Genomic DNA, 24,346 nt, shown 5'->3' on the forward strand with positions numbered 1-24,346 from the left:
TCGGGTCGCCGTCGCCGGCTAATAAGGTGGTAGCCGTAATGGTATATTGGGCCGGCGTTGCCAGGTTTGCTTTCTGGCTGAAGCAGTACGTGTATGTGCCAAGCGGCGCGATGCTGGCCGTTACGGTTTCGGTAACTACCGGGCCGCTGCCGATCTGGTAGCTTACCGGGAAATTAGATTGCGCGGCAATGCCTTTGTTGGTAATGGTCACGCAAACGTTTTCAGTTGCTGTTAACGCACAACCAGAATTCGGGGAAGTAAAAGCCGTTAATTCTAAATCTAAAGAAGGGGTTTCAATCACGGCCACATCGTCGAAAGCGAATCCCTCGTAGGTTACGCTAAAATCGGAGCCGAATGAGATGCGAAGCTTTACGTTAGCCTGGCCGCCCAAGCCTGTGAGCGCGTGTTTGGCGATTACCCAGCCCCCGCTGCCAGTTGTGCCGTTCCCGCTCCAACCCATAGACTGGGCACCCGGCGTTCCACTTATGCTGCTATTGTTGTACCAGTTATTGGGTGCGCCAACCGTGCCAACAGTCTGCCAGGTACTTCCATTATCGATAGAAGACTGCAGAACAGCACCATCCCAGCCATTTTCAGTATGCCAGAAAATTTTAGCCGAAAAAATTGGCGCTACTAGGCTTGTGAAGTTGAAGCAGGGGCTCATCACGTATGAATCTTCCTGGTCGTTATAATTTCCGCTGAGGTTGGTTACCCAGGCATTGGGAGCGGAAGGCGCCGAATTAATGGTAGCGCCGGCCGGAGCCCCTAAAGCCCACGAATTTGCTCCTACAGCTCCCGGAAGCGAGCCGCTGGTCCAGCCGCCTGCTCCGGTATCGAAGTTTTGAAAATAAGGAAAGGTGGAAATGGTGGTTGTGCAGGTTTGCCCCCAGGCTTGCCCTACGAGTATCCACATAAGCAGTGAAAAGGGTATTAGTTTTTTCATGTGCAGTAGGTTTAAAAAGTGGAGTAATGCAATGTTAGCGTGCTAATTTATAGATAAATATAGTATTATAAAATATAAACCGTTTTCTTTTGTTAATAAATTGACAAGATTGTGTTTGAAGTATGTTTTTTGATTGTGTTTTTAAGATGAATGTTTTTTTATAAGTTTCTGAAAAGCACTGAAATAATGCTTTATTTTGTTTTAAAGGTAATTGTGTTATATTGGTGCGTGTGGTGGTTTTGTACTGCTTTCTGCTTGTTGTTAACGTAATTTTTTTTAAGATGCAGAAGCTTGTTGTATGTAAATTGAAATGCAATTGTATAACATAAAAATGGTTTATATGTTTGACTGCTGGTTAAAGAATTTCATTCGTAGGTTTAAGGCAGATATTATCCGGAAATGAAGTGCAGCATTGCTGGAGTTTTGCAGCTTCCGTTTTTCATCTTTTGCAGGCAGATTTAACTACCGTTTTTAAGCCAAGTTTTGGATTAATATTCTGAAATTCCGGGCTTTGCTTTTTTTCTTTAGGAAGCACGGTGATGCATACTTTTTAAGCTTAAAACCCTACCGTTTTTCACTTGGAAACTTTTACCTGGCTGGAAACAAAAAAAAGCCCCGAAATTAATTTCGGGGCTTTTGAGTTTTGGAAGCTAAAACGATAGCGTTTTTTGCTTTAAAGTTTGCTTTATGAATTATTCCACGATCAGCTTGCGGGTCGCTACGTTTCCTTCAGAAGCGATCTTCAAGATGTAGATTCCTTTGGCCGTGCCGTTCAGGTTCAGTTGGGAAGTACCGGCGTTGTTGGTTACGGTTTGCTGTTTTACCAGTTTGCCGGTCAGGTCCATTACTTCTACCGAGTAGTTACGGGTAGTAGCCGGCACTTTCAGGTTGAATAAACCAGTAGACGGGTTCGGGAACACTACTACGTTGCTTTGCAGGATGTTCTCTTTTACGCCGGTTGGACCAGCCACTTTAAAGATCTCAATGTTGTCGATCAGGTTGGCGGTGCCGTTACCGTTCGCAAATTCTTCTTTCACGCTGCTTTCCAGCCCGATCTCGATGCTGCCCAAGTGCTTATACTGCTCCAGATTGATTTGGATAGTATCCCAGGTTGCCCCCAGCGAATCGTAGCCCCCAAAAGGAGGGGTATACGTTGGCCCTTCCTGTTTGCCGTTTACCGTAACCCGGAAGTTGGTATTCAGGTGCGAGTCTTTGTAAAGCTGCTTCAGGTTGAAGGTCAGGAATAAAGTATCCTGTGGAGCGGTGTTTGGGGTAAAGCAGAAATAAACGGCCGAAAAATGATCCGGATTGTTCGTCCAGGGATTTACGGTGCCGGCCGGAGTTGCCCATTGTGTACTGCTTACGCCCTCCATGATCATGCCATTGGCAGAACCGGAACCGTTGCTGGCGGCAGCGCCTTCGGTAATATTGGAGTTGCTTTTTGTAATTACCCGCAGCGCGCCGGTGCCATTAGCCGTTGTTTCAAAATCGAAAACAATTGGCATATTCGTTAATAAAGCGTTGCCAATGGTTGCAGAAAGGGTATCGTTTGCCGGGTTGGCGTCGGTGGCAAGGGTGGCTTGCGCAGTAATTACATAAGCGCCGCTGGTGGCCAGGTTTGCAGTCTGGGTGAAAAGGTAAGTAGCTGTTGCATTCGGCGCCAGGGTACCGGTCCAGGTGCCGGTGCCAATGGTGGTGCCGTTTACTTTATAGTTTACCGGAATGCTGGTTTGGGTAGCAGAACCAAAGTTACGGAGCGTAATGGTAATGGCTTCGGCAGTAGTCAGGTTACAGCCCGAAACCGGGCCCGAAATATTGGTAACGGCTACATCGTTGGCAGGAATAGTAAACTCGAAGGCACCCGGGTCCGGCGTAGTGGTGCTGCGGGTTGCACCCGTTATATCGGTGGTAACGGCCGGTAAAGCCTGGCCGGTATTATCGAGGGCTGCAGCGTTAGGGCGCAGGTTTCCGCCGGCGGCATTAATAAATACCGGGTCTGCGGCAATACTGGCCTGGTCGAAAGCATTGCTGTTGGCAGTTTTCCAATCGACTAAAGTAGTTTTATTGCCTGAATAGTAACCTGTGTGCGCATTGCTGAGGCCCGGCGCGATGTAAAGCACGTTGTTGTTGCTGGTAATGGCCGACGTCGTGGTGTTGAAATACAAAGCATGTTTCGTGCCGGTGGCGCCGGCGTTCAGGTTGATCACGTTGTTGATAAAACGAATGTTGCTTGCAGCAGCCGTTTGGTGGAAACCCCGTACCGAGCCGGTATTGCTGGCATTATCAAGATCGATGGTGTTGTGGTAATAATGGGAGCCATCGGAATTTGAATTGTAAATGCCGTAGATCGTGCCGGTAGAGTTGAAATTGTAGATCAGGTTGTTTTTGTAAACGTTTTCCGAACCCGCCGGTGCATCGGCACTGGTAGTGTTAATACCGTAGCTAACCGAAGTTGGGGTAAGATCGCCGCCGGCTACGTTATGGATGCGGTTTTTGCTCACTACTGTTAACTGGGAGTTATCGCCGAGCTCAATTCCGGTAAAGGTAGTAGTGGTGGCGCGGGTTGGACGGCTGATGTCGTTTCCTTCTACCAGGGTGCCTTTTGCTGCATTTATTTTAATACCATCGGCATAAAAATCTTTTATAGTGTTGTTTATGATCTGGTTATTGCTTGCGGTGGTAACTACGCTGTTTACATGAATGCCTTTGTAGCCACCAACAATGGTATTGCCGGAAATTACGTTGTTGTTACCGGTGTTTCCTGCAACCGTTACAGATGTAAGCGAATTTGAGAATATAATACCACCCGTACTTGCTTCGGTAGTGCTGGTAGAAGTAATGGTAATGGTGTTGTTGCTGATGGTGTTGTTATCGGCGCCGTTCAATAAATGGAAGCCCCAACCATACGTAGCATCGGTAGCCTCAATCTTAAAGTTATTGAAAGTGGTATGGTCCATGCCGTCTAACTGCACTACCGCGCGGTTGGCAGAACTAGGCGCAAAGGCGATCTTGTTGCCATTGCCGTTAAAGGTCAGGGTGTTGGTAGCGCTTATGCCGGTAATATTGGTAAGTATAATCTGTTCGTTGTAAGGTCCGGAGCCGGTAGCTACGTTAACTGTTACTGGCGCGGAAATGCCACGGCAAGCCAGTTCTTCAATCAGAGCCTGGAAGCTGGTAAAGTTAGTGGTTGTAGAAGCGCTGTTTTTATCGATGGTATACGTTCCTGCCAGTGGAGTAGGGTTGGTGTAAACCTGTACGCTGTTGGTGTAAGCAGTCTGGCCGCTGCAGGTTACTGCCAGGCGGTAAAAGTTGGTGGAAGTTTGCGAAGTCGTGAAATAAGGGATGGCAGCCGGCGTGCCAACCGGGGTCCAGGGAGCTGTTCCGGTAGCCGATTTTTCCCACTGGTAAGTCTGGCCAAGGCCATAAGAAGTGCCGGCTACGTTCAGGTTGAAATTCGTGTTGGAGCAGATCGAAGTTACGCTGGCCGTTGCAGTGCCGGGAGTTGGCGGCGTGGTGCAGGGCGTATTAGGCGTAATGGTAAACTGTATATTCGGGCGGTTGCTTTGTAAAAACATGGTCTGGCTTCCAAGTTCCGTAGAATTAACCCGCGACATATTCATATCAGTAGCAACGGTATATTGCCAGGTCATGTTGGCCGTTAAAGTAGTAGGGTGGTGAAAAGCGGTTATTACTTCCAGGTTGCTGGTGCCATCCCAAAGAAAAGGGGTCTGGAGGTGAATTTCATTCCAGCCGGTGCCCGTCATAAAGCTGTGGGTGGTAGAAGAATAAACCAGGATCGCATTTCCCCGATTGGTATGAAAGTCCAGCGAGGCGCCGGCCTGTGTGGTTTTAGTTACCGCTTTAATGTAAATATTCAGGTGGGCATTGCCATGGGTATATTCACCAGAGCCCTGCTTGTTCCAGGCAATTTTAAAGATATTTCCTGCACTGCCGCCGGCGGCAATAATTTCTGCAGCGGTATACAACGAGGCCGATTTAGACCACAGGTTGCTGCCCGTATTGGTAGAGAATAAAACGTTTGCTCCCGAAGCCGAGGTGCCAGTACCAATGGTTATTGGCGACTGTGCCTGGCCACTCCGGCCGAAGAGCAGAAAGACGCATAAAAGAAAAAGCGGAGTAAATTTGTTCATGTAAAAAGCGTTAGATAATGATAAAATATTTTGATGCCTTAATTTATTAATTATTCCCTGGAATTGAAAATATAACTCATTAATAGTGAGTATTTTCCCTAAAAAAAAGGCTTTTTGTACTCTGAAGTCCAATTTGTTTCGCTGTTATTTACATTTTATCAACATAAATATTTGGTTATTACAAAGAGATTTTTAGAATTGGTAAATGGTGATTTTATATGGGTGAAACTCTATATTTAGCAGGTGAGAGAAATTGGTTGATCTAAATCCGATTTTTATAAGGTCGCAAAATAAAGCCTGATAGCAAGGAGTTTTTTGCTCCTAAACCCTACCGTTTTTCATCTTTTGCAGGCAGATTTAACTACCGTTTTTAAGCCAAGTTTTGGATTAATATTCTGAAATTCCGGGCTTTGCTTTTTTTCTTTAGGAAGCACGGTGATGCATACTTTTTAAGCTTAAAACCCTACCGTTTTTCACTTGGAAACTTTTACCTGGCTGGAAACAAAAAAAAGCCCCGAAATTAATTTCGGGGCTTTTGAGTTTTGGAAGCTAAAACGATAGCGTTTTTTGCTTTAAAGTTTGCTTTATGAATTATTCCACGATCAGCTTGCGGGTCGCTACGTTTCCTTCAGAAGCGATCTTCAAGATGTAGATTCCTTTGGCCGTGCCGTTCAGGTTCAGTTGGGAAGTACCGGCGTTGTTGGTTACGGTTTGCTGTTTTACCAGTTTGCCGGTCAGGTCCATTACTTCTACCGAGTAGTTGCGGGTAGTAGCCGGCACTTTCAGGTTGAATAAACCATTAGACGGGTTCGGGAACACTACCAAGTTGCTTTGCAGGATGTTTTCGGAGATGCCAATGCCGCCCATGCGTCCTGCTATTCGCTCAACTTCAATGTTATCGATCAGGTTGGCGGTGCCGTTTCCGTTGTTATATTCTTCGCTTACGCTGCTTTCCAGTCCAATTTCTATAGTTAGGCTGTTCAGGTATTTAGAAAGATCAACTTCTACGTGGGTCCAGGGGGCTGCGCCGCCGCCATAACCGCCAAAAGGAGGATTATAGGTTGGCCCTTCCTGTTTGCCGTTTACCGTAACCCGGAAATTGGTGTTGTAGTGCGTGGTTTTATAAAGCTGCTTCAGATCGAAAGAAAGCCGTAGCGTATCGTTGGGGCCACCGGTGTGTGGGGTATAACAAAGGTACACGGCCGAGAAATGGGTCGGGTTGTTTAACCATGGATCTGTAATACCCACCGGAACCACCCAGCCTGCATTGTTTACTCCCGCCATGATCATGCCTTTGGTAGAGCCGGCGCCAGTGGCAGCATTCGTGCTTTCTGTAATGGTAGAATGGGCATTGGTAACGCTGCGCATGGCATTGGTGCCGGTTGTCGGGGTTTCGAAATTCAGGTTAACCGGGCCTTGCGGCAAAAGCGAATTGGTAATATAGATGGTGTCGGCATCGTTGCTTGGGTTAGCATCATTTGCAAGCGTTTTGCCAATGATCTGGTAAGTGCCGGCAGCAGCGAGGTTAACGCTGGTCGGGAAGGTAAACGCAGCCGTTGCATTCGGCCCTAAAGTTCCTGTCCAGGTTGCTGTAGCTGCTGGGTTTCCATTTACTACGAGGCTTACCGGAATGGTGGTTTGCGTTAAGGTGCCGTAGTTTTTAATGGTAAGCGTTATTGTTTCGCTGGCCGTAAGTCCGCAGCCGCTTGGCGGGCCGGAAATGAAAGAAACGCCCACATCGTTCGGGAATACGCTGAATTCATAAGCACCCGGATCCGGGATCGGGCCACGCGCAGCACCAGTAATATCATCGGTTACGGCGGCCAGCGGCGTGCCCATATTTTCTACCGCCACCGAAGAAGGCCGGTAATTTCCCGCGGCAGGATTCACAAAAACCGGATCGGCCGCAACGCTGTTCTGGTCGTAAATGCCCCCGTTCGCCGTCCGCCAGTTCGCCAGGGTTGGCCGGTCGGTGCTGTGAAAACCCACACTGCCCATCGTCATGTTAAATACGTTGTAGTTGCTGACAATAGCAGTAGTGGTGGTGCCCAGGTAAATGCCGTGCTTACTGCCTGATGCCCCGCCCATAGAAATAATGTTGTTATTGAATTTCAGGTTGGTAGCGGCAGTAGACTGGTAGAATGCGCGTACTGTACCGCTGTTGGTCGGATTGTTAAGATCTATGGTGTTGTTGAAAACGTAAACCCCATCGGAACCGATATTATAAATGGCGTAGATCGTGCCGTTGGTATTGATGTTGTAGATCAGGTTGTTCTTTACAATGTTTTCGGAGCCGGCGGGCGCGTCGGTGCTGGAAAAATAAATGACGTAGGCAGCGTTGGTAGTGGTAGGGTTGGCGCCGAAAGCATTATGGAAACGGTTTTTAGCGATCAGGGCATTTTTAGTTGTACCGGTAGTAAACAAGCCATAAAAAGTGCTTACAGAACTGCGGGTAGGCCGCGAAATATTATTTCGCTCTATCACCGTGCCATCGGTATTGTTCAGGTAAATGCTGTAGATATACGTGTCGCGGATCTGGTTATTGATGATCTGATTGTTTAGCGCATCTGCTCCGCCGGTACTTCCATTCAACCTGATGCCGTAGTACCCGCCGTTTATAACGTTGTTCTGGATCAGGGTATTGCTGGCATGGTTTCCGGTGGTAGAGATAGTGGTTCCCCAGCCAATGCCGTTAATATTGGAACTGGTGGACGCGGGAGGCAGGTTTATGGTGCAGTTTGAGATCGTGTTGTTATTAGCGGCATTCATTAACTGTACGCCCCAGCCCATGGTTGCAGAAGCATCCAGGTTCAGAATAAAACCATTGAACCGGGTATAATCTGTGCCATTAAGGGTAATAATGCCCAGGTTGGTTGCTCCCGGATTTACCGTAATAGTATTGCCGTTGCCGTTAAAAGTAATGGTATTGGTTGCGTTTTGGCCGTTTATTGAATTTAAGACAATCTGCTCTGTATAGGGGCCGCTGCCTGCTACCACGTTAAACGTAACCGCCCCGGTAATGCCGCAGGTATTCAGGATCTGGATGGCCGAAGCAAAGCTGGTGAAATTGGTAGCAGTTGCCGGGGCATTTTTATTGATGGTATAAGTGCCGCTTAAGGCGTTACAGGCAATAATGGTGGTGTAAGTAGTGTCGTTATACGCATTGCCGTCGGTTGCGCCGTTCGGGTTCTGGGTCCAGGCTTTCAGGGTATGGGTACCGTTCGGAAAGTTGAAAGTACCGATGTTTACCGGGTTGCTTTCGGCGAGAGAAGCCAGGTTGCCCGACCAGGAAAATGGCGTACCGGTAGTATTGCCAACTTTCCAGTTTACCTGCGTGCTGGTTAGCGGGCCGCTGCCGTAGTTCTTTATTTTAACCTGAATATTCTGGTTGCCGGGCGTAGTAGGTGAAACCGGTCCGGTAATAGCCGAAACCCCTGCATCGTTCGGCGATACTACCAGCGGGAGCGTCTGGTTCCAGGTAGAGGCAATTTCAGCCGCCGTAAGCGCCCGGTTATACAACCGGAACTCATCCAATTTTCCGCCGCTTGGTAAGCCGTTGTTCGTGCCATAACCGCCCACCAGGAAAGGCGTGGTGCCGTTTATGCTCAGGTTGGCTGGCTGGGCTACTGCGTTGTTAAATACGCCGTTCACATAAACTTTAATATCCGGAACGGTTGGATTATATACAAAGTGAATGACTACCGGCGTACCGGTGGCATCAAAAACGTTGTTGGCAAAAACGTCGGTCATGCCGGTGCTTCTTATTTCCAGGTTACCGCCGCCGGCTACTACTCCGGTGCCGGTTAAAGCCCGGAAAGTAGTACCGCTGGAACTCCCGAAAAAGTAATTGCTGCTTAAAGTGTTGGTAATGCCGCTAAACCACATCGACATTGTCCAGGGGCCGGTCAGGTTCGGATTCCAGCCGGTATTTACGGCATTGCTCCCCGAAGCGCCGCCGTTTCCGGCTAAGGCGCTGCCAAACTGGCCGGGGCTGGCAATGGTAGCGCCGCTTATGGTTGCCGGATTGGTGCCGACCGGAGTGCTGGCGCTGTTTTGTACTGTGGAACCCGGACTATCGAATTTGTAATACATCAGCTCGGGCACGTTCTGCGCACTAGCTTCAGGACTTATTATAAAACCTAAAGCGCTAATGAAGAGCAAAAGAAAATGGGGTAATCTTGTCGTCATAGTATAGATTTTAAAGGGTTGATAATATGTTTGCAATAAATATATGATTTTTTATTATATCAAAACAATTTGATAATCAGGCTTATGTAAGAATTTATCCTGATATCTGCCCTTGTAAACTGCAAAGCACTTTTTCTCCCGCAAACCCTACCGTTTTTTTTAACATTAAACCACAGCTAATAAAAATATTATGCATAAAAAAAGCCCCGAAGTATCTTCGGGGCTTTTGAGTTTTGAAAGCTAAAACGATAGCGTTTTTTGCTTTAGGTTTGATCTATGAATTATTCCACGATCAGCTTGCGGGTAGCTACGTTTCCTTCAGAAGCGATCTTCAAGATGTAGATTCCTTTGGCCGTGCCGTTCAGGTTCAGTTGGGTTGTACCGGCGTTGTTGGTTACGGTTTGCTGTTTTATCAGTTTACCGGTCAGGTCCATTACTTCTACCGAGTAGTTACGGGTAGTAGCAGGTACTTTCAGGTTGAATAAACCATTAGACGGGTTCGGGAACACTACTACGTTGCTTTGCAGGATGTTCTCTTTCACGCCGGTTGGGCCAGCCACAGTGAATACTTCAATGTTATCGATCAGGTTAGCGGTGCCGCTGCCGTTCTGATAACCTTCTTTCACGCTGCTGCCGAAGCTGATCTGGATCACGCCGGTGTTTCTGTACGGAGTCAGGTCAACTTTGATCGCTTTCCACGGAGCACCCTGGGAATCGTAACCACCGAAAGGAGGGTTCAGCGTGTTCTTCAGTTTGCCATTCTCATAAACCGGAATCTGTCTGCCATTAACCGCAATGCGGAAGTTGGTGTTGTAGTGCGTGGTTTTATACAGCTGCTTCAGGTCGAAGGTCATGATGATCGAGTCATTTCCATTAACAGCAGTATTTAAGCACATTCTGATAGCGGAGAAGAAATCCGGGTTGCTGAGCCAAGGATCAGTAATGCCTACCGGAACTTCCCAGCTCGAATGATCGATACCTTCCATGATCATGCCTTTGGTAGAACCGGTGCCTTTGCTTGCCGCAGCACCTTCCGTTATCATAGAGTATTTGTTTGTCACTACTACAGCTGCATCCAGGCCACTCAGCGGGGCTTCGAAGTTTAAGGTAACCGGCATGTTTGGCAGTAATGCGTTGGCAACGGTTAAAGTAGTAGCATTGTTGGTGTTATCCTGATCACTTGTCAGGTTGGTAGAACCTTCAATATCGTAAGTGCCACGGGCCGCTAAGTTCGCTTTGGTAGTAAAGGTATGGGTAGCGGTTGCGTTTGGAGGCAGGGTGCCGGTCCAGGTGCCGGTACCTGTTGCGGTACCATTTACTTTGTAGCTTACCGGAATGGAGGTCTGGGTGTTTGAACCGAAGTTCTTAATGGTAACAGTAACGGTTTCCTGGTTGGTCTGGCCGCAACCTGATACCGGGCCGGAAACAGCAATTACTGCTACATCATTAGGTGGTACAGAGAATTCGTAAGCCCCTGGGTCTGGAGTAGTAGTGCTGCGAACTGTGCCTACAATGTCGTTTGGAACGTTCTGGCCGCTGATGCCGGCGTTATCGATTGCTACCGAGTTAGGGCGCAGGTTACCGGTTGCCAGATTGAAGTATAACGGATCGCTGGAAACGCTGGCCTGGTCGTAAGCATTGCTGTTAACAGTTTTCCAGTCGGCTAATGTATTTCGGTTTGAAGAATAATAGCCTACGCTGCCGCCCGGTACATAATAGTTATTGCCATTGCTTACCAGGGAGATAGTAGTAGAGCCTAAGTAGATAGCATGTTTTGTACCGGTAGTGCCGGCATCGATGCTGATGATGTTGTTGGTGAACTTCACGTTGGTAGACGCAGACAGGAAGTACATGCCGCGTAACGTACCGGTGCCGGTATAATTCGGGTTGTGTAAAGCTACCGTATTATGAATGTAATGGGTGCCGTTGCCGCCGCTGTTGTAAAAGCCATAAGCAGAACCCTGGTCTGGTACAACGTTATAGATTGCGTTGTTTTTCACCACGTTTTCAGAACCAACACTAGAACCTACGGCAATATAAATGCCGTAAATGGTACCGTTCTGGGTACCTGAAACATCATTAACGTTGTGAATCCGGTTCTTGCTGATGGTGTTGCCGGTAGAGGCAGTTGAGAAATACATGCCATACATCCAGCCGCCATTGGTGCGGGTAGCACGGCTGATGTCGTTTCCTTCTATCAGGTTGTTCGCACCGTAATAGAAATACATACCATAATAGTATGGGTCTCTGATCTGGTTGTTGATATATTGGTTGTTGTTTGCCGGAGCAGCGGAGCTACCGTAATTATAAACGCCGTAGTAACCACCTTTCACAATGTTGTTCTGGAAGAGGTTGTTGGTGTTGGCACCGGTCTGTAAACGGATACCATACGAAGTGCTGGTGGTAGAAGTGCTTAGGGAAACAGTATTGCCAGTAAAGTGGTTGTTCTGCGCGCCATTCGTTAAATATAAACCAGAGCCGCTAAGAGAGTTCGGGTCAGCATTCAGAACCAGGTTGTTAAAACGCATATACTTTGTACCGTTCAGCGTGATCATAGCATCAGTGCTTGAAATGCCGCTGCTAAGAACGTTGCCATTGCCGTTAAAAGTAACGGTATTTAATGCAGTGGTGCCCGGTACGTTCCCGATGGTAATCTTCTCGTTGTAAGGGCCTGAACCAGCTACAACGTTAAAAGTTACCGGGCCAGAGATACCGCAGCTGCTAATGGCCTGAACAGCCGAAGCAAAACTGGTAAAGTTAGTGGCCGAAGAAGGTGCATTTTTATTAATGGTTAATGTACCGCTTAAAGCGTTACATGCAATAACCGAAACTACGGTAGTATCATTAAAAGGAAGTCCGTCGGCAACGCCGTTTGGTAAACGGGTCCAGGCTTTAACAGTGTAAGTACCTGCGGCAAAGTTGTTGCTGCCAATGGTAATAGGGGTAGAAGAAGCGTTAAGCGCCAGTGGCGTAGTAAAGGTATGGTTAATGGTAGTTACCGGGCCATTGCCGATGCGGAAACCAAGTGTAGCAGAAGTAAGGGGTGAAGTACCGTAATTTTTAACCGTTACTTGTACCGGGGTAGCTGCTCCTGGAGTAACAGGGGTAGCCGGGGAGTTGATCACAGTTACACCTGCATCGTTTGCCGGGGTATCGTAAATTGTGAAATCATCGAAAGCAACACCATCGTAGCTGTTTACGCTAAGGTCGGAACCGAATGCAAGGCGCAGTCTTACGTTAGCTTGTCCGCCCAAGCCGGTTAAAACGTGTTTGGCTGTTACCCAGCCGCCGCTGCTCAGGGTGCCGGAGCCGCTCCAGCCAATAGACTGCCCGCCCGGGGCACCGCTGATGCTGCTGTTGTTGTACCAGTTGTTCGGGGCACCTACCGTACCAATGGTCTGCCAGGTTGTGCCGCCGTTGGTGGAAGCCTGTAGTACAGTTCCGTCCCAGCCGTTTTCCGAATCCCACCAGATCTTCATCTGCACAATAGGAGCGATCATGGTGCTCATATTGAGGCAAGGGCTCAGCACATAGCTGTCTTCGTCGTTGTTGTAATTTCCGGTTGGGTTGGTGGTCCAGGCTTTTGTACCGGAAGCTGCGCCTGTGATCGCAGATTTTGCTGGTGTTCCGAGGGCCCAGCTATTATTCGAGCCGCCCGTTGTCCAGCCATGGTTCGCTCCCTCAAAATTTTCGAAATAAGGGAAAGTAGTGATGGTTGTGGTACAGGTTTGCCCCCAGGCAACCCCTGTCAGCATCCACAGAAAGAGTGATAGCGGTAAAAGTCTTTTCATTAAACAGAAATTAAGAAGTGATAGGAATGATTGTTCGCTCAATTTATGATTTCTATAATAATAAGCAAAACATAAGCAACTAATTTCCAAGGTTTTTTAGTGAAGAAAACATAACATAATGTTAATGTGTTTTGTGTGCGATGTTGTCATGTTAAACAGAATTTTCAGGGATATGTTTATATGTTGGCCGGTTAAAGTGCTGTATTGGTGCCGGGCTTTTGCCACTTTTTAAGTAGTTATCAGCAAGCAGGTGTACCTTCTTTTTAATTTTTATTTCCCTTTTATTTAAAGCAGCATTCAGAAAATTATTGATTTCGCTCCGGAAGCGGAAACCCGAAACGGACAGTTTATCAGCTTCTATTGAGCTGGCTAAGCTTTAAACCGGAACTTCCTTCCATACTTTTTGCGGCCAAAACCCTACCGTTTTTAATTGGAATGGTTAAAAAACGCTATCCTTTTTGGATTAAAAAGAAACCTGCCGTAACTTGCATCTGTTTATACTGAGTCTAAATAAGAATAAGCGGCTGTGCAGAAAGAAAAAAGCGTTCGGGATTTAAAGGTCGGGGAATCAGGCACTATTTGGCGGCTGAAAGATCCGGAAATGGGGTTGAAACTGCTCGAGATGGGCTGCATTCCAGGCACTACGGTTAAACTCAACAGCCGCGCCCCGCTTGGCGATCCGATCACGATTATTATAAACGATTATACGCTTTCCCTGCGTTTAGATGAAGCAGAAACCATTCTGCTGAAAGCTTAGTCTATGCCAGAAGTTCTCATTTCACCGGAAGAAAAACGGGCGAGCCAGAGTGCGCCTCAACCCCGTGTTCCCCGGATCGCGCTTATAGGTAATCCGAATTCCGGCAAAACCTCGCTTTTCAACCAGCTTACCGGCTTAAACCAGAAAGTAGGCAACTTCCCTGGCGTAACCGTCGATAAGAAAACCGGCATCAGCCAGCTTACGCCTAACCTCAAGGCCCAGATCATTGACCTTCCCGGCACGTATTCGCTTTACCCGAAGTCACTGGATGAAAAAGTGATCATCGATCTGATCCACAACAAAAGATCGGAAGCCTATCCGGATCTGATCATTGTAACGGCTGATGCTTCGAACCTGAAACGCAACCTGTTACTTTTTACCCAACTCGCTGATCTGGGTTTGCCTTTGGTGCTTGCCCTGAACATGATGGACGTGGCCGAAGAGCACGGCGTGCAAATAAACGTAGAGCAACTGCAGCAGGATCTGGGCGTGCCGGTTATTCCGATGAATGCCCGCAAAGGCATTGGCATTACGGCGCTGAAAATTCTGGCCTCGCAGCAGCTTGCCGGTTTAAACCAGCCTTTCTATCAGATTCCCGAAGAACTGCTTACCCTGGTGCGCCAGATCCGGTATTACTTCGAACTGAAAAACGATTACCTGGCGCTGCATTACGCGCACCAGTACAAAAAATTAAGCTTCCTTGCCGACGACGATAAAAGCTACATCGAAGACCTGCTGAAGGAAAATAAATTCGATTCGAACACGCTGCAGGCTACCGAAACCATTGAACGCTACACCGTTATAAACGAGTTGCTGCTCGATTCGGTGCGGGTGGTAAAAGCGGAAACGAACGAACAGTTCAGCAACAAACTCGATAAGGTACTAACCCATAAGGTTTTCGGTTATCTGATTTTCTTTGCGGTTTTGTTCCTGATGTTCCAGGCTATTTTTGCCTGGGCCAGCTATCCGATGGATCTGATCGATGCCGGTATCGGGGCTTTGAACGGCTTTATTCACGAGCGCGTTAGCGGCCCTTTGGTCGATCTTTTAACTGAAGGCATTATTGCCGGTCTAGGCGGGATTTTGATCTTTATTCCGCAGATCGCCATTTTGTTTGCCTTTATTGCCATTCTGGAAGAAACCGGTTACATGGCCCGCGTGACGTTTATGATGGACAAGATCATGCGTAAATTCGGGCTCAGCGGTAAAAGTGTGGTGCCCTTAATTTCCGGCGCTGCCTGTGCCGTGCCAGCCATTATGAGCACGCGCACCATCGATAACTGGAAAGACCGCATGATCACGATCTTCGTGACGCCGCTCATGAGTTGCTCGGCCCGCATCCCGATTTACACGGTTATCATTGCCCTGATCATTCCCGAAAAGTATTACTTCGGCTTCCTGAATTTGCAGGGCATTGTGCTTATGGGTATGTATCTGCTCGGTTTTGTGGCGGCATTGCTTTCGGCCATGGCGCTGAAATTTTTCCTGAAAACCAAAGAGCGGAGTTTCTTTATCATGGAATTCCCTACTTACAAAATGCCGCGCTGGAAAAATGTGGGTTTAACCATTGTAGAAAAAGTAAAAGCGTTCGTTTTCCAGGCGGGTAAAGTGATCCTAGCTATTTCGGTTATTCTGTGGGTACTGGCTACTTACGGCCCCGGAAACGCTATGGAAAATGCCGAAAAAACTGCCACCGCCGAAGCGCAAAAACTGAACCTGACCGAAGAAGAGACCGCTAATAAAATTGCTTCCTACAAACTCGAATCTTCCTACGCCGGAGAGTTCGGTCACTTCATTGAGCCGGCCATCCGCCCGATGGGTTACGACTGGAAAATCGGCATTGCCTTGCTGACTTCCTTTGCTGCCCGCGAGGTGTTCGTAGGAACCATGGCCACCATTTACAGCGTGGGCGCTGAGGAAGAAGAAGCCACGATCCAACAGAAATTAGCGATGGAAAAAGACGAGAACGGGGAGATGTTCTTCAACCCGGCGCGTGGTTTTTCTTTGCTGCTGTTCTACGCGTTTGCCATGCAGTGCATGAGTACCATTGCCGTAGTGTACCGCGAAACCAAAGGCTGGAAATGGCCGATCCTGCAAGCTCTCTACATGACCGGTTTAGCCTACGTTTCGGCCTGGGCAGCTTATAGCTGGCTGTCGTGACCCCACCCAGCCCTCTCCTGATTCAGGGGAGGGCTTTTTTGCTACTGCAGCAATGATTTAGCGACAGAGATTGCACACAAGGATTAAAGGTTAAAGCATGTCGCAAGTTTAGGCGCAGCCGTAACTTGTGACTTTCCTGATAGCCAGTTTAGAAAGGCGGGAGCTGCTGATCAATTATTTCAAAATTTCATAGCAGCGACTTTGATTGCCTTGCAGGCAAGGCCAGTTGCAAACTGGCCAATGATTTACGGCTGCGCCTAAACTTGCCGCATGCATGGGGCAAAACGCTATGCTTTCAGGCTTCAAAACTCAATAGCAAACTTTATTACCAACCGGATGAGATCTGGCAAGGCCGAACCTGCGGTTTCACCTCACGTCGACATGACCGGATAAAAAAAAATCCCTGCAAGTTTACCCTTTGGAGGAGTAGGAAGGGATCACTATTAGGATAAAACAAAAGCGTCTGCAGGATTTATGCCTGCAGGCGCTTTTGTTTTATCCAGCTTACAGAATTACTGAAGCTGCGCCAGGAAGTTTTCCAGTTTCGAAAGCATTTCGGAGATTTCTTCGGTTTTGCTGGTGCCTACGCTCAGGCGGTACCAGGGCGAATCGGGGCTGGCACCGAAGGCGTAGAACGGTACAAGGGCCAGTTTGGCTTCGCTTAAAAGCAGATCGGTAACCATGCCCTGGTTTTCAAGCTTTTGTCCCTGATAAGATTTGCCTACCAGATCCATCCGGATGGTGAGGTAAATGGCGGCTTGGGGAGCAACGGCATCCAGCGCATAGCCTTTCTCTTTCAGGTCGATTATGCCTTGGTAAAACGCCAGTAAACGCGCTTCAAGCCTGGCTTTAAATTCCGTCAGGAAATTATTTATGGCATCTGGCTGAAGCAGGAAATCGGCGGCGGCTTTCTGCTCCGCCATGGGTGCCCAGGCCCCGATATGGCTGAGCAGGGCTTTCATTTTGCCTATCACATTGGCCGGCCCCAGCGACCAGCCTACCCGCACCCCGGTTGCCGCAAACGCTTTCGACATGCCATCGATAAAAATGGTGTAGGCTTTCATTTCCGGCCGTAAGGAAACCGGGTTGTAGTGTTGCGTTTCGCCGTAGGTCAGGGTGAAATAGATCTGATCGAACATGACGTAAAGCTTCTTTTCTTCCGGGCTGCGGCGCGCGTTTTCTGCAAGCACCAGGTCACAAATTTTTTCCAGTTCTTCTTTGCTGAAAGTGGTGCCGGTCGGGTTTTGCGGAGTGCAGAGGCAAAGCAAGGCGGCCCCTTGCATGTGCGGTTCCAGCTGGGCGGCCGTCGGCATAAAATTGTTTTCCGGCAGGGCTTCTATTACGCAATGAGTGCCGCCGGTCATGTGCACGTAATGGTTGTTGTTCCAGGAAGGTACGGCGTAAATCACTTTGTCTCCCGGATCTACCACCGTGCGGAAAAGGGAGTAGATCAGCGGCCGGCCGCCGCTGGCGATCTGGATCTCGGATATATCGTAGGTAAGGCCTTCCCGTTCCTGAATGAATTGCACCACCGCCTGCCGGAGCTCCAGTACGCCTTCGCCGGGAGGATAATTGGTATAATGATGCTGATAACTGTCGATGATGCCGGCTTCGAGTTCTAGGGGAATGGGGAAAATGTTCGGGTCGAAATCGCCGATGGTGTAGTTGTAGATCTTTTCGCCGTTGCGGATGCGGGCGCTGATCTGGTTGCCTAAGCGGACGATTTCGGAGCCGATAAGGGTTTCGGCAAGCTGGCTTAATCTGGTCATGGTAAGAAAATAAGGGTGCTAGGAAGAGAACATAAAAAAAGCCCGCCAGTTTTGGCAAGCTTTCGGTTTATGCGGAAAAATAATTTTCTGACGTTACGCTGGCAGGATTGTCTGAACACGATTTTATGGATTGAAAAGATGAACAGGATTTCATTTCGAAAAAAAATATTCAAATTCAGGAGAAAAGCTGGCTAAGTCCATAAAGAGAAAATTGCGATCAAAGCACGGTGAAAGTTTTGAAATGAATACTAATTTTAAAGCAGGGGTTTCGGTTACCTTTTAACTTTCATTTCCTGATTACACTCTGAGGCTGAAATAATTCTTTTAGCGAAAAATCAGGTGAATCCTTTAATCCTTAAAATCGCGTTCAGACAAAAAGAACGTGGAATAATCGCAAACCAGGACTTTTCGCGCCCCAAACCCTAGCGTTTTATACGCCTTTGTAGATCAGGAAAACCGTGGGGATCTTGTGCAGGTCGGGAAGTTTTTGTTTCCATTCCGCTACGGTTTTGGTTTGCAGCAATTCGTCCGGTGCGGTAATGTTGGCGGCAACGCACAACATTGTTCCGGGGCTCAGGGTGCTCATCAGATCGGAGAGAAGCTGATTGTTGCGGTAAGGCGTTTCCATGAAAATCTGGGTCTGGTCGCGTTTCAGCATTTCCGCTTCCAGATTTCTGATGGCCTGAAACCGCAATTTTTTATCGATGGGAATGTAACCGTGAAACGCAAAACTCTGTCCGTTGAAACCCGAACCCATTAGCGCCAGCAAAATAGCCGAAGGCCCTACCAACGGCACCACTTTTATCCCGAACTGGTGCGCATATTTGGCCAGTTCCGCTCCCGGATCGGCAATGCCCGGACAACCCGCTTCGGAAATTACGCCGCCATCTTTTCCATCTAAAATCGGCTGCAGGGCTTTCTTGACTTCCGCCGGCGGCGTGTCTTTATCTACCACCGTAAACTGCAATTGCTCGATCACTTTTTCCGGCGAAATGGTTTTCACGAACCGGCGGGCCGTACGCGCGTTTTCCACCAGGAAATAATCCAGATCAGCTACGGTGTTTATAACCTGCGGCGGAATTACTGTGGCGGCCGTGTCTTCGGCGAGAACTGTGGGGATGAGGTAGAGGATGCCTTTGTTCAAGGAGTGGAGATTTTAATTTAAGTGAAGAAAAATTTATTGCGTCATTCTGAGCTTGTCGAAGAAACTTACCGGTACTACTAGGGAGCTTTAAGCGACTGAGCGATAAATTCCTGTTGCTTAAGAACTGAGATTAGTTTTCGTGCGGGTTCGGTACGCGTGAGTTCCCTCGGCTTCGCTCGGGATGACGCAATAATGTAGGAGGGTTCGACTCAATAACAAGAGTCTGGTCTTTGACTTTTCAGGCCAAAAACGCTACCGTTTTTACTCAAAAAGTCCAGATACCAAAATCCTGCTACCATCATCCAAAACCTACTTTACCAAATTCAGGAAATTCATCACGATGTCGTAGAATTTATCCGGAGCTTCGGCGTGTACCCAATGGCCCGCTTCTTCGATGGTTTCGATCTCAACGTTCGGGAACAAATGGCAGATCACGTCGAATTCGTCTTCGGGTTTAATGTAGCGCGATTTTCCGCCGCGAACGAACAAGGTTGGTTTGGTAAACGGAGCATCGGAAGCGATGGCGGCACCCAGTTTATCGATGTTTTCCTCTACCGATCTCAGGTTTACGCGCCAATCAAAAGTATTGTCTTCTTTGCGGTACAGGTTCTTGAGCAAAAACAATCGTGTATCGGCTTCCGGAACGAAAGGCTGGAGTTTTTCATCGGCTTCGGTGCGGCTTTTTAAGCTGGCTAAGTCCACCGATCTCAGGCCTTCAATGATCTGGTCGTGATGAACCGGATAAGCTTTCGGCGCAATGTCTACCACAATTAATCTTTCCAGCATATCCGGGTTTTGCAGCGCGAAATTCATGGCTGCTTTGCCGCCCATGCTGTGGCCCATGATGATCGGGTTCTGCAGGTTTTCGCTTTGCACAAATTCTTTGATATCGTCGGCCATGAGCTGGTAATCGAACTCGTGGCTGTGGTCGGAGCGGCCGTGGTTGCGCATGTCTACCAGGTAAACTTTGTGCGTTTCAGAAAAGCGGCGGCCCAGGGTTTGCCAGTTATCGGAGGTGCCGAAAAGGCCGTGCATAATTACAAATGGCTGGCCTTCGCCGATGGTGCGGAAGTGTAGTTTCATAGTTGGGTTACTTAACTTGAATGCGTTCGGTTGCACCGTTGGCGGCGGTCAGTTTGCCAAAGGCTTCTAAATGCAGGCCAAATTTCTCAAAAATTTCCAGAACTTCCTCCCGGTTATCCGGCGAAACGGCTACCAGTAAACCGCCGGAAGTTTGTGGGTCGCAGAGGTAATGTTTCTGTTCGTCGGTTAAAGGGCCTACTTTGTGACCGTAGCTGTCGAAGTTGCGGTTGGTGCCGCCGGGAATGGCTTTCTGCAAACGATATGCTTCGGCTTCTTCGATTTTCGGTACTTTGCTGAATTCAATTTCGGCGTTCAGGTTGCTGCCTTCGCACATTTCGGTTAAGTGACCTAAAAGTCCGAAACCGGTTACGTCGGTCAGGGCTTTTACACTTTTAAGTTGTCCTAATTCCGCGCCGATCTTGTTCAACTGCATCATTTGCTTTGGCGCAATCTGGATGTGTTCGGATTTTAGAATGCCTTTTTTCTGCGCGGTGGTTAAAATGCCTACGCCCAGCGGTTTGGTCAGGTAAAGTTCGCAGCCTGCGGTAGCGGTGTTGTTCTGTTTCAGGTTTTCGATCTGTACCATTCCTGTAACCGCAAGGCCAAAGATCGGCTCCGGCGAATCAATGGAATGCCCGCCGGCTAATGGAATGCCGGCCTGGTGACACAAATGCCGGCTGCCTTCAATTACTTTTCGGGCTACTTCCGGCGCTAACTTATCAATAGGCCAGCCCAACACCGCAATAGCCATCAGTGGTTTCCCGCCCATCGCATACACATCGGAGATAGCATTGGCTGAAGCAATTTGCCCGAAATCAAAGGCATCGTCTACGATCGGCATGAAAAAATCGGTGGTGCTGATAATGGCTTGTCCGTTGCCGAGGTCGTAAACCGCTGCATCGTCGCGCGAATCGTTGCCCACCAGCAGGTTTTTATCCTTCGGAATTACAATGGCGGAATGCAGGATCTGGTCAAGCACTTTCGGGGAGATCTTGCAGCCGCAACCGGCACCATGGCTGTATTGCGTTAATTTTATTTCGGCTATTTCTATATCAGACATGGGTTCTGTTTTTATTTTATTGCTCACTTAAGAAGGCTTTTCGTTTTTGATTCTTCACTTGTGGGGAGTTATAGGGTGCTTTATGTTATCAGATTTTTTTTCTAAATGTGTAAAACACCCCACCGGCTCCCCTCAAGGGGAGAGTCTCGAATAACTACTTTTTCACCTCAAAAGCATACCGTTTTTCTTCGCCACCTCCAATACAATTTCGGCATTTTCGGCAGCATTGGTAGTTTCCAGCGGTACGTTTATGATTTGAATATTTTCTTTGTGATCGAGTTCGAACTGGTAGGCTTTATCGTAGTAAACCAAAGCAATTTCTACCATTTTTTCCATGTCGCCTTCTTCGATGGCGGCTAAGGCTTCTTTGGTGGCTAAACCGCCGAGGCGTTTCTGAATTCTGGTAATTGAGTTTGCTAATACTGCTTTATCAACTTTACAGTATTCTTCAGCCAGCTTTTTCACTCTTACTTCCCGGGGAATTTCCAGTTTCAGAACGGTAGCGGCGCGCATCTGGTCGTAAAAAGGGCGTGGGATATTTACTTTGCCAATGCTGATGCTTTCATCTTCGAGCCAGGTGGTTTTGCTCAGGTCTAAAGCTGCCAGCTCCAAAGCCAGATCATTCTCAAATTGCTCGATGCTGCCTTGTGGTGGCATACCAATGGTACCAAACGCGGAGCCTTTGTGGCTGGCCAGCTTTTCCAGATCGATTACCGGTTCGTCCAGCTTTTGAAGTTCCGTTAGAATATCAGTTTTTCCGCTGCCGGTGGCGCCGCCTAAAATCAGCAGCGGATATTTCTGGGCAAAAGTTTCCAGCGCAAAATGCCGGTAACTTTTATAACCGAAATCCAGCAAATGAACATTGAAACCAGCCAGGTCCAGGAGCCAGGCTACGCTTTGACTCCGCATGCCGCCGCGCCAGCAGTGCAGCAAAACTTCCTTCTGCGGCGCCAGCTTTTTTGCCTGTTTTACCATGGCGCTCATATTCGGCCCAAAGAAATCCAAACCCATCAGCACCGCTTTTTCCTGGGAAATCTGCTTGTAAGCCGTGCCGATCTGGTGGCGTTCTTCGTCGGAGAAAAGCGGAAAACTTAACGCACCCGGAATATGACCCGCCGCAAATTCCTTCGGTGAACGAATGTCCAGCAACGGTAGGTTTTCTTTCAGGCGAAGAACTTCGGAAATGGGAATTTTATTGATCAAAATTTTCTAACTGACGCAAGTAAAGCTGAATGGTGTTTTCCAGGCCGAAATAAAGCGCATCGCAGATCAGGGCATGCCCGATGGAAACTTCCAGCAGGCCGGGTAAATTCTGATGCAAATATTTCAGGTTATCCAGATCAAGGTCGTGGCCGGCATTTAAACCGAGGCCGAGTTTTTGAGCTAAAATGGCTACCGTTTTGTAGGGCTCCAGGGCGGCTTCGCGGTTCTGGTGATAATTTTTGGCGTAGGCTTCGGTATAAAGTTCAATGCGGTCGGTACCGGTTTCTTTGGCAGCTTCTACCATTTCGGCCACCGGATCTACGAAGATGGAAACGCGCATGCCCAGATCCTGCAGTTCTTTGATGGTCAGTTTCAGGAAAGCCTGGTGTTTTACGGTGTCCCAGCCGGCGTTGGAAGTAATGGCGTCCGGGGCGTCCGGCACCAAGGTTACCTGTTCAGGTTTTACGCGTTTTACCAGTTCCAGAAAGTCCGGGGTAGGGTTGCCTTCAATATTGAATTCGGTGGTAACTACTTTTTTCAGGTCCAGCACGTCCTGGTAGCGGATGTGGCGTTCGTCGGGGCGCGGGTGCACGGTTATACCCTGCGCACCGAAACGTTCGCAATCCAAGGCCACTTTTATCAGGTCGGGGTTGCCGCCGCCGCGGGCGTTCCGGATAGTGGCAATTTTGTTTATATTTACGCTCAGTTTAGTCATTTTTTCGAATGTTAGGTGGTTCGAAGTTCGAATGATCGACAAATTGGTATGGATTATCCTGGAAAGAGTCGAATAATCGAATACCAGACGGTTGAAAAATCGAGAACAAAATTACGGTCTTTTATTCAGAACTTTTACGGCTTTCTCCGTACTTTCCAAAACGCTAGACTTTTGGGCCGGAAAAGTGCCTGAATTGTTGATTGCTAATTGTTGATTGTGAATTGAAATAAACTGACTGAAAAGGAAATTCATTTTCAAATTTCCAAATCTGCAAATTTCCAAATAATAAAAACTATGAGCTTAAAAGAAAGAATTGAAGCCGATATTAAGCAGGCGATGCTGGCCAAAGATAAAGTGCGTTTGCAGGCCCTGCGCAGCATAAAAAGCCAGATCATGCTGGCCGAAACCGAAAAAGGCGCGGCCGAAGTCCTGACGCCCGATCAGGAACTGAAGCTGCTGAACAAAGCCGCCAAACAGCGCCGGGAATCGGCGGAAGTGTATAAAAAGCAATACCGCTCCGATCTGGAAGAAGTAGAGTTGGCGGAACTGGCTATTATTGAGGAATACCTGCCCGAGCAGCTAAGCGAAGGCGACCTGCGCATTAAGATCTACGAGATCATTCAGCGCGTAGGCGCTTCCAGCCCATCGGACTTAGGTAAAGTTATGGGCGTAGCTGCCCGCGAACTGTCCGGACAAGCCGACGGAAAAGCGATCTCTAACGCCGTAAATGCGCTTTTGAACAATACCGACGTTTAATTTTTGAACCGTTTTTAAACCTCACAGGTTTTTAAAGCCTGTGAGGTTTTTTTTAGAATAGCTTATTTTTTTCTGACGTGACAACATTCGACTGGTTTCTGGCCGTGCCCATTGCCTACGGCGCATTCATGGGTTTTCGAAAAGGCTTGCTGCTGGAAATCGTTTCTTTGGTAGCTTTGATCATCGGCGTTTTGGGTGGGCTGAAACTCCTGAATGTGGCCATTCCGGTCATGAAAAGTTTTATCGGCGACGTATTTGGTTTGCTGCCGCTGCTAACATTCCTGGTAGTTTTTGTGCTTATTATTCTGGGCGTAAGAATGGTAGGCATTTTGCTCAAAAAAGTCATTGGTCTTACGCCGCTTGGTTTGTTCGATAACGTGTTGGGTGCCGGCATCGGCGCTTTGAAATGGTGCATGGCCATTGGTCTGTTGCTGTACGTTTCCCAGATGGCCGGTATCAGCATTGCCGAAAACGCCTCCCGAACTTCCGTAATTTATCCCTACGTGGTAAAAGCTACGCCGCTGGCTTTAGATATGATCGGTTTTATGTTGCCGTTTGCGAAATCGCTGCTAAGTGTTTTGAAAGGGTTGTTTTAAGGGGAGTTTAATTCTTTTGATTAACAGTAT

The 24,346-nt window shown here is 48.1% G+C and carries 13 protein-coding genes and 1 pseudogene; 4 read left to right on the forward strand and 10 right to left on the reverse strand.

Features of this window, described 5'->3' with window-relative positions:
• The 4 genes and pseudogenes from I5M27_RS15385 to I5M27_RS15400 all read right to left on the reverse strand — a co-directional run.
• Window positions 1-913, reverse strand: a pseudogene (locus I5M27_RS15385) (immune inhibitor A); the annotation flags it as partial.
• A 722-nt stretch (window positions 914-1,635) separates the two neighbouring features.
• A complete protein-coding gene (locus tag I5M27_RS15390) occupies window positions 1,636-5,094 on the reverse strand; it encodes a T9SS type A sorting domain-containing protein (protein ID WP_200507222.1) in 3,459 nt (1,152 codons plus the stop codon).
• Window positions 5,095-5,685: 591 nt separating this feature from the next.
• Entirely contained in the window at window positions 5,686-9,282 is a 3,597-nt protein-coding gene (locus tag I5M27_RS15395) for a T9SS type A sorting domain-containing protein (RefSeq protein WP_200507223.1), read from the reverse strand.
• Between the two features lie 281 nt (window positions 9,283-9,563).
• Window positions 9,564-13,073, reverse strand: coding sequence for a T9SS type A sorting domain-containing protein (locus I5M27_RS15400; protein WP_200507224.1), 3,510 nt, complete (start codon window positions 13,071-13,073; stop codon window positions 9,564-9,566).
• Window positions 13,074-13,599: 526 nt separating this feature from the next.
• Here I5M27_RS15400 and I5M27_RS15405 point away from each other — a divergent pair.
• Complete coding sequence (locus tag I5M27_RS15405; RefSeq protein ID WP_200507225.1) at window positions 13,600-13,830, forward strand: FeoA family protein; 231 nt, start codon at window positions 13,600-13,602, stop codon at window positions 13,828-13,830.
• A 3-nt stretch (window positions 13,831-13,833) separates the two neighbouring features.
• Window positions 13,834-15,990, forward strand: a complete 2,157-nt coding sequence (gene feoB, locus I5M27_RS15410) for a ferrous iron transport protein B (RefSeq protein WP_200507226.1) — start codon at window positions 13,834-13,836, stop codon at window positions 15,988-15,990.
• Window positions 15,991-16,502: 512 nt separating this feature from the next.
• On the opposite strand, the gene I5M27_RS15415 is transcribed toward feoB, so the two are convergent.
• The 6 genes from I5M27_RS15415 to I5M27_RS15440 form a co-directional block, all read right to left on the reverse strand.
• Window positions 16,503-17,759: a pyridoxal phosphate-dependent aminotransferase gene (locus tag I5M27_RS15415; protein WP_200507227.1), complete on the reverse strand. Its 1,257-nt coding sequence runs from the start codon at window positions 17,757-17,759 to the stop codon at window positions 16,503-16,505.
• Between the two features lie 430 nt (window positions 17,760-18,189).
• On the reverse strand, window positions 18,190-18,903 hold the full coding sequence (locus I5M27_RS15420; RefSeq protein ID WP_200507228.1) for an SAM-dependent methyltransferase: 714 nt from the start codon (window positions 18,901-18,903) through the stop codon (window positions 18,190-18,192).
• Window positions 18,904-19,212: 309 nt separating this feature from the next.
• The gene (locus tag I5M27_RS15425; RefSeq protein ID WP_200507229.1) at window positions 19,213-19,986 is read right to left on the reverse strand and encodes an alpha/beta fold hydrolase; all 774 of its coding nucleotides are present in this window, start codon (window positions 19,984-19,986) and stop codon (window positions 19,213-19,215) included.
• Between the two features lie 7 nt (window positions 19,987-19,993).
• Window positions 19,994-21,046 (reverse strand): selenide, water dikinase SelD, encoded by a 1,053-nt coding sequence (gene selD / locus I5M27_RS15430; protein WP_200507230.1) that lies wholly within the window; start codon window positions 21,044-21,046, stop codon window positions 19,994-19,996.
• A 162-nt stretch (window positions 21,047-21,208) separates the two neighbouring features.
• Window positions 21,209-22,249, reverse strand: coding sequence for a tRNA 2-selenouridine(34) synthase MnmH (gene mnmH, locus I5M27_RS15435; RefSeq protein WP_200507231.1), 1,041 nt, complete (start codon window positions 22,247-22,249; stop codon window positions 21,209-21,211).
• Window positions 22,239-22,964 (reverse strand): pyridoxine 5'-phosphate synthase, encoded by a 726-nt coding sequence (locus tag I5M27_RS15440; RefSeq protein ID WP_200507232.1) that lies wholly within the window; start codon window positions 22,962-22,964, stop codon window positions 22,239-22,241. The genes mnmH and I5M27_RS15440 overlap by 11 nt, the downstream gene beginning before the upstream one ends.
• Window positions 22,965-23,258: 294 nt before the next feature.
• Here I5M27_RS15440 and I5M27_RS15445 point away from each other — a divergent pair, with 294 nt between their 5' ends.
• Entirely contained in the window at window positions 23,259-23,720 is a 462-nt protein-coding gene (locus I5M27_RS15445) for a GatB/YqeY domain-containing protein (RefSeq protein ID WP_200507233.1), read from the forward strand.
• Between the two features lie 77 nt (window positions 23,721-23,797).
• Window positions 23,798-24,316: a CvpA family protein gene (locus tag I5M27_RS15450; RefSeq protein WP_200507234.1), complete on the forward strand. Its 519-nt coding sequence runs from the start codon at window positions 23,798-23,800 to the stop codon at window positions 24,314-24,316.
• Window positions 24,317-24,346 lie beyond the last annotated feature (30 nt).

The organism is Adhaeribacter terrigena (assembly GCF_016623615.1).
GTDB classification, from domain to species: Bacteria; Bacteroidota; Bacteroidia; order Cytophagales; family Hymenobacteraceae; genus Adhaeribacter_A; species Adhaeribacter_A terrigena.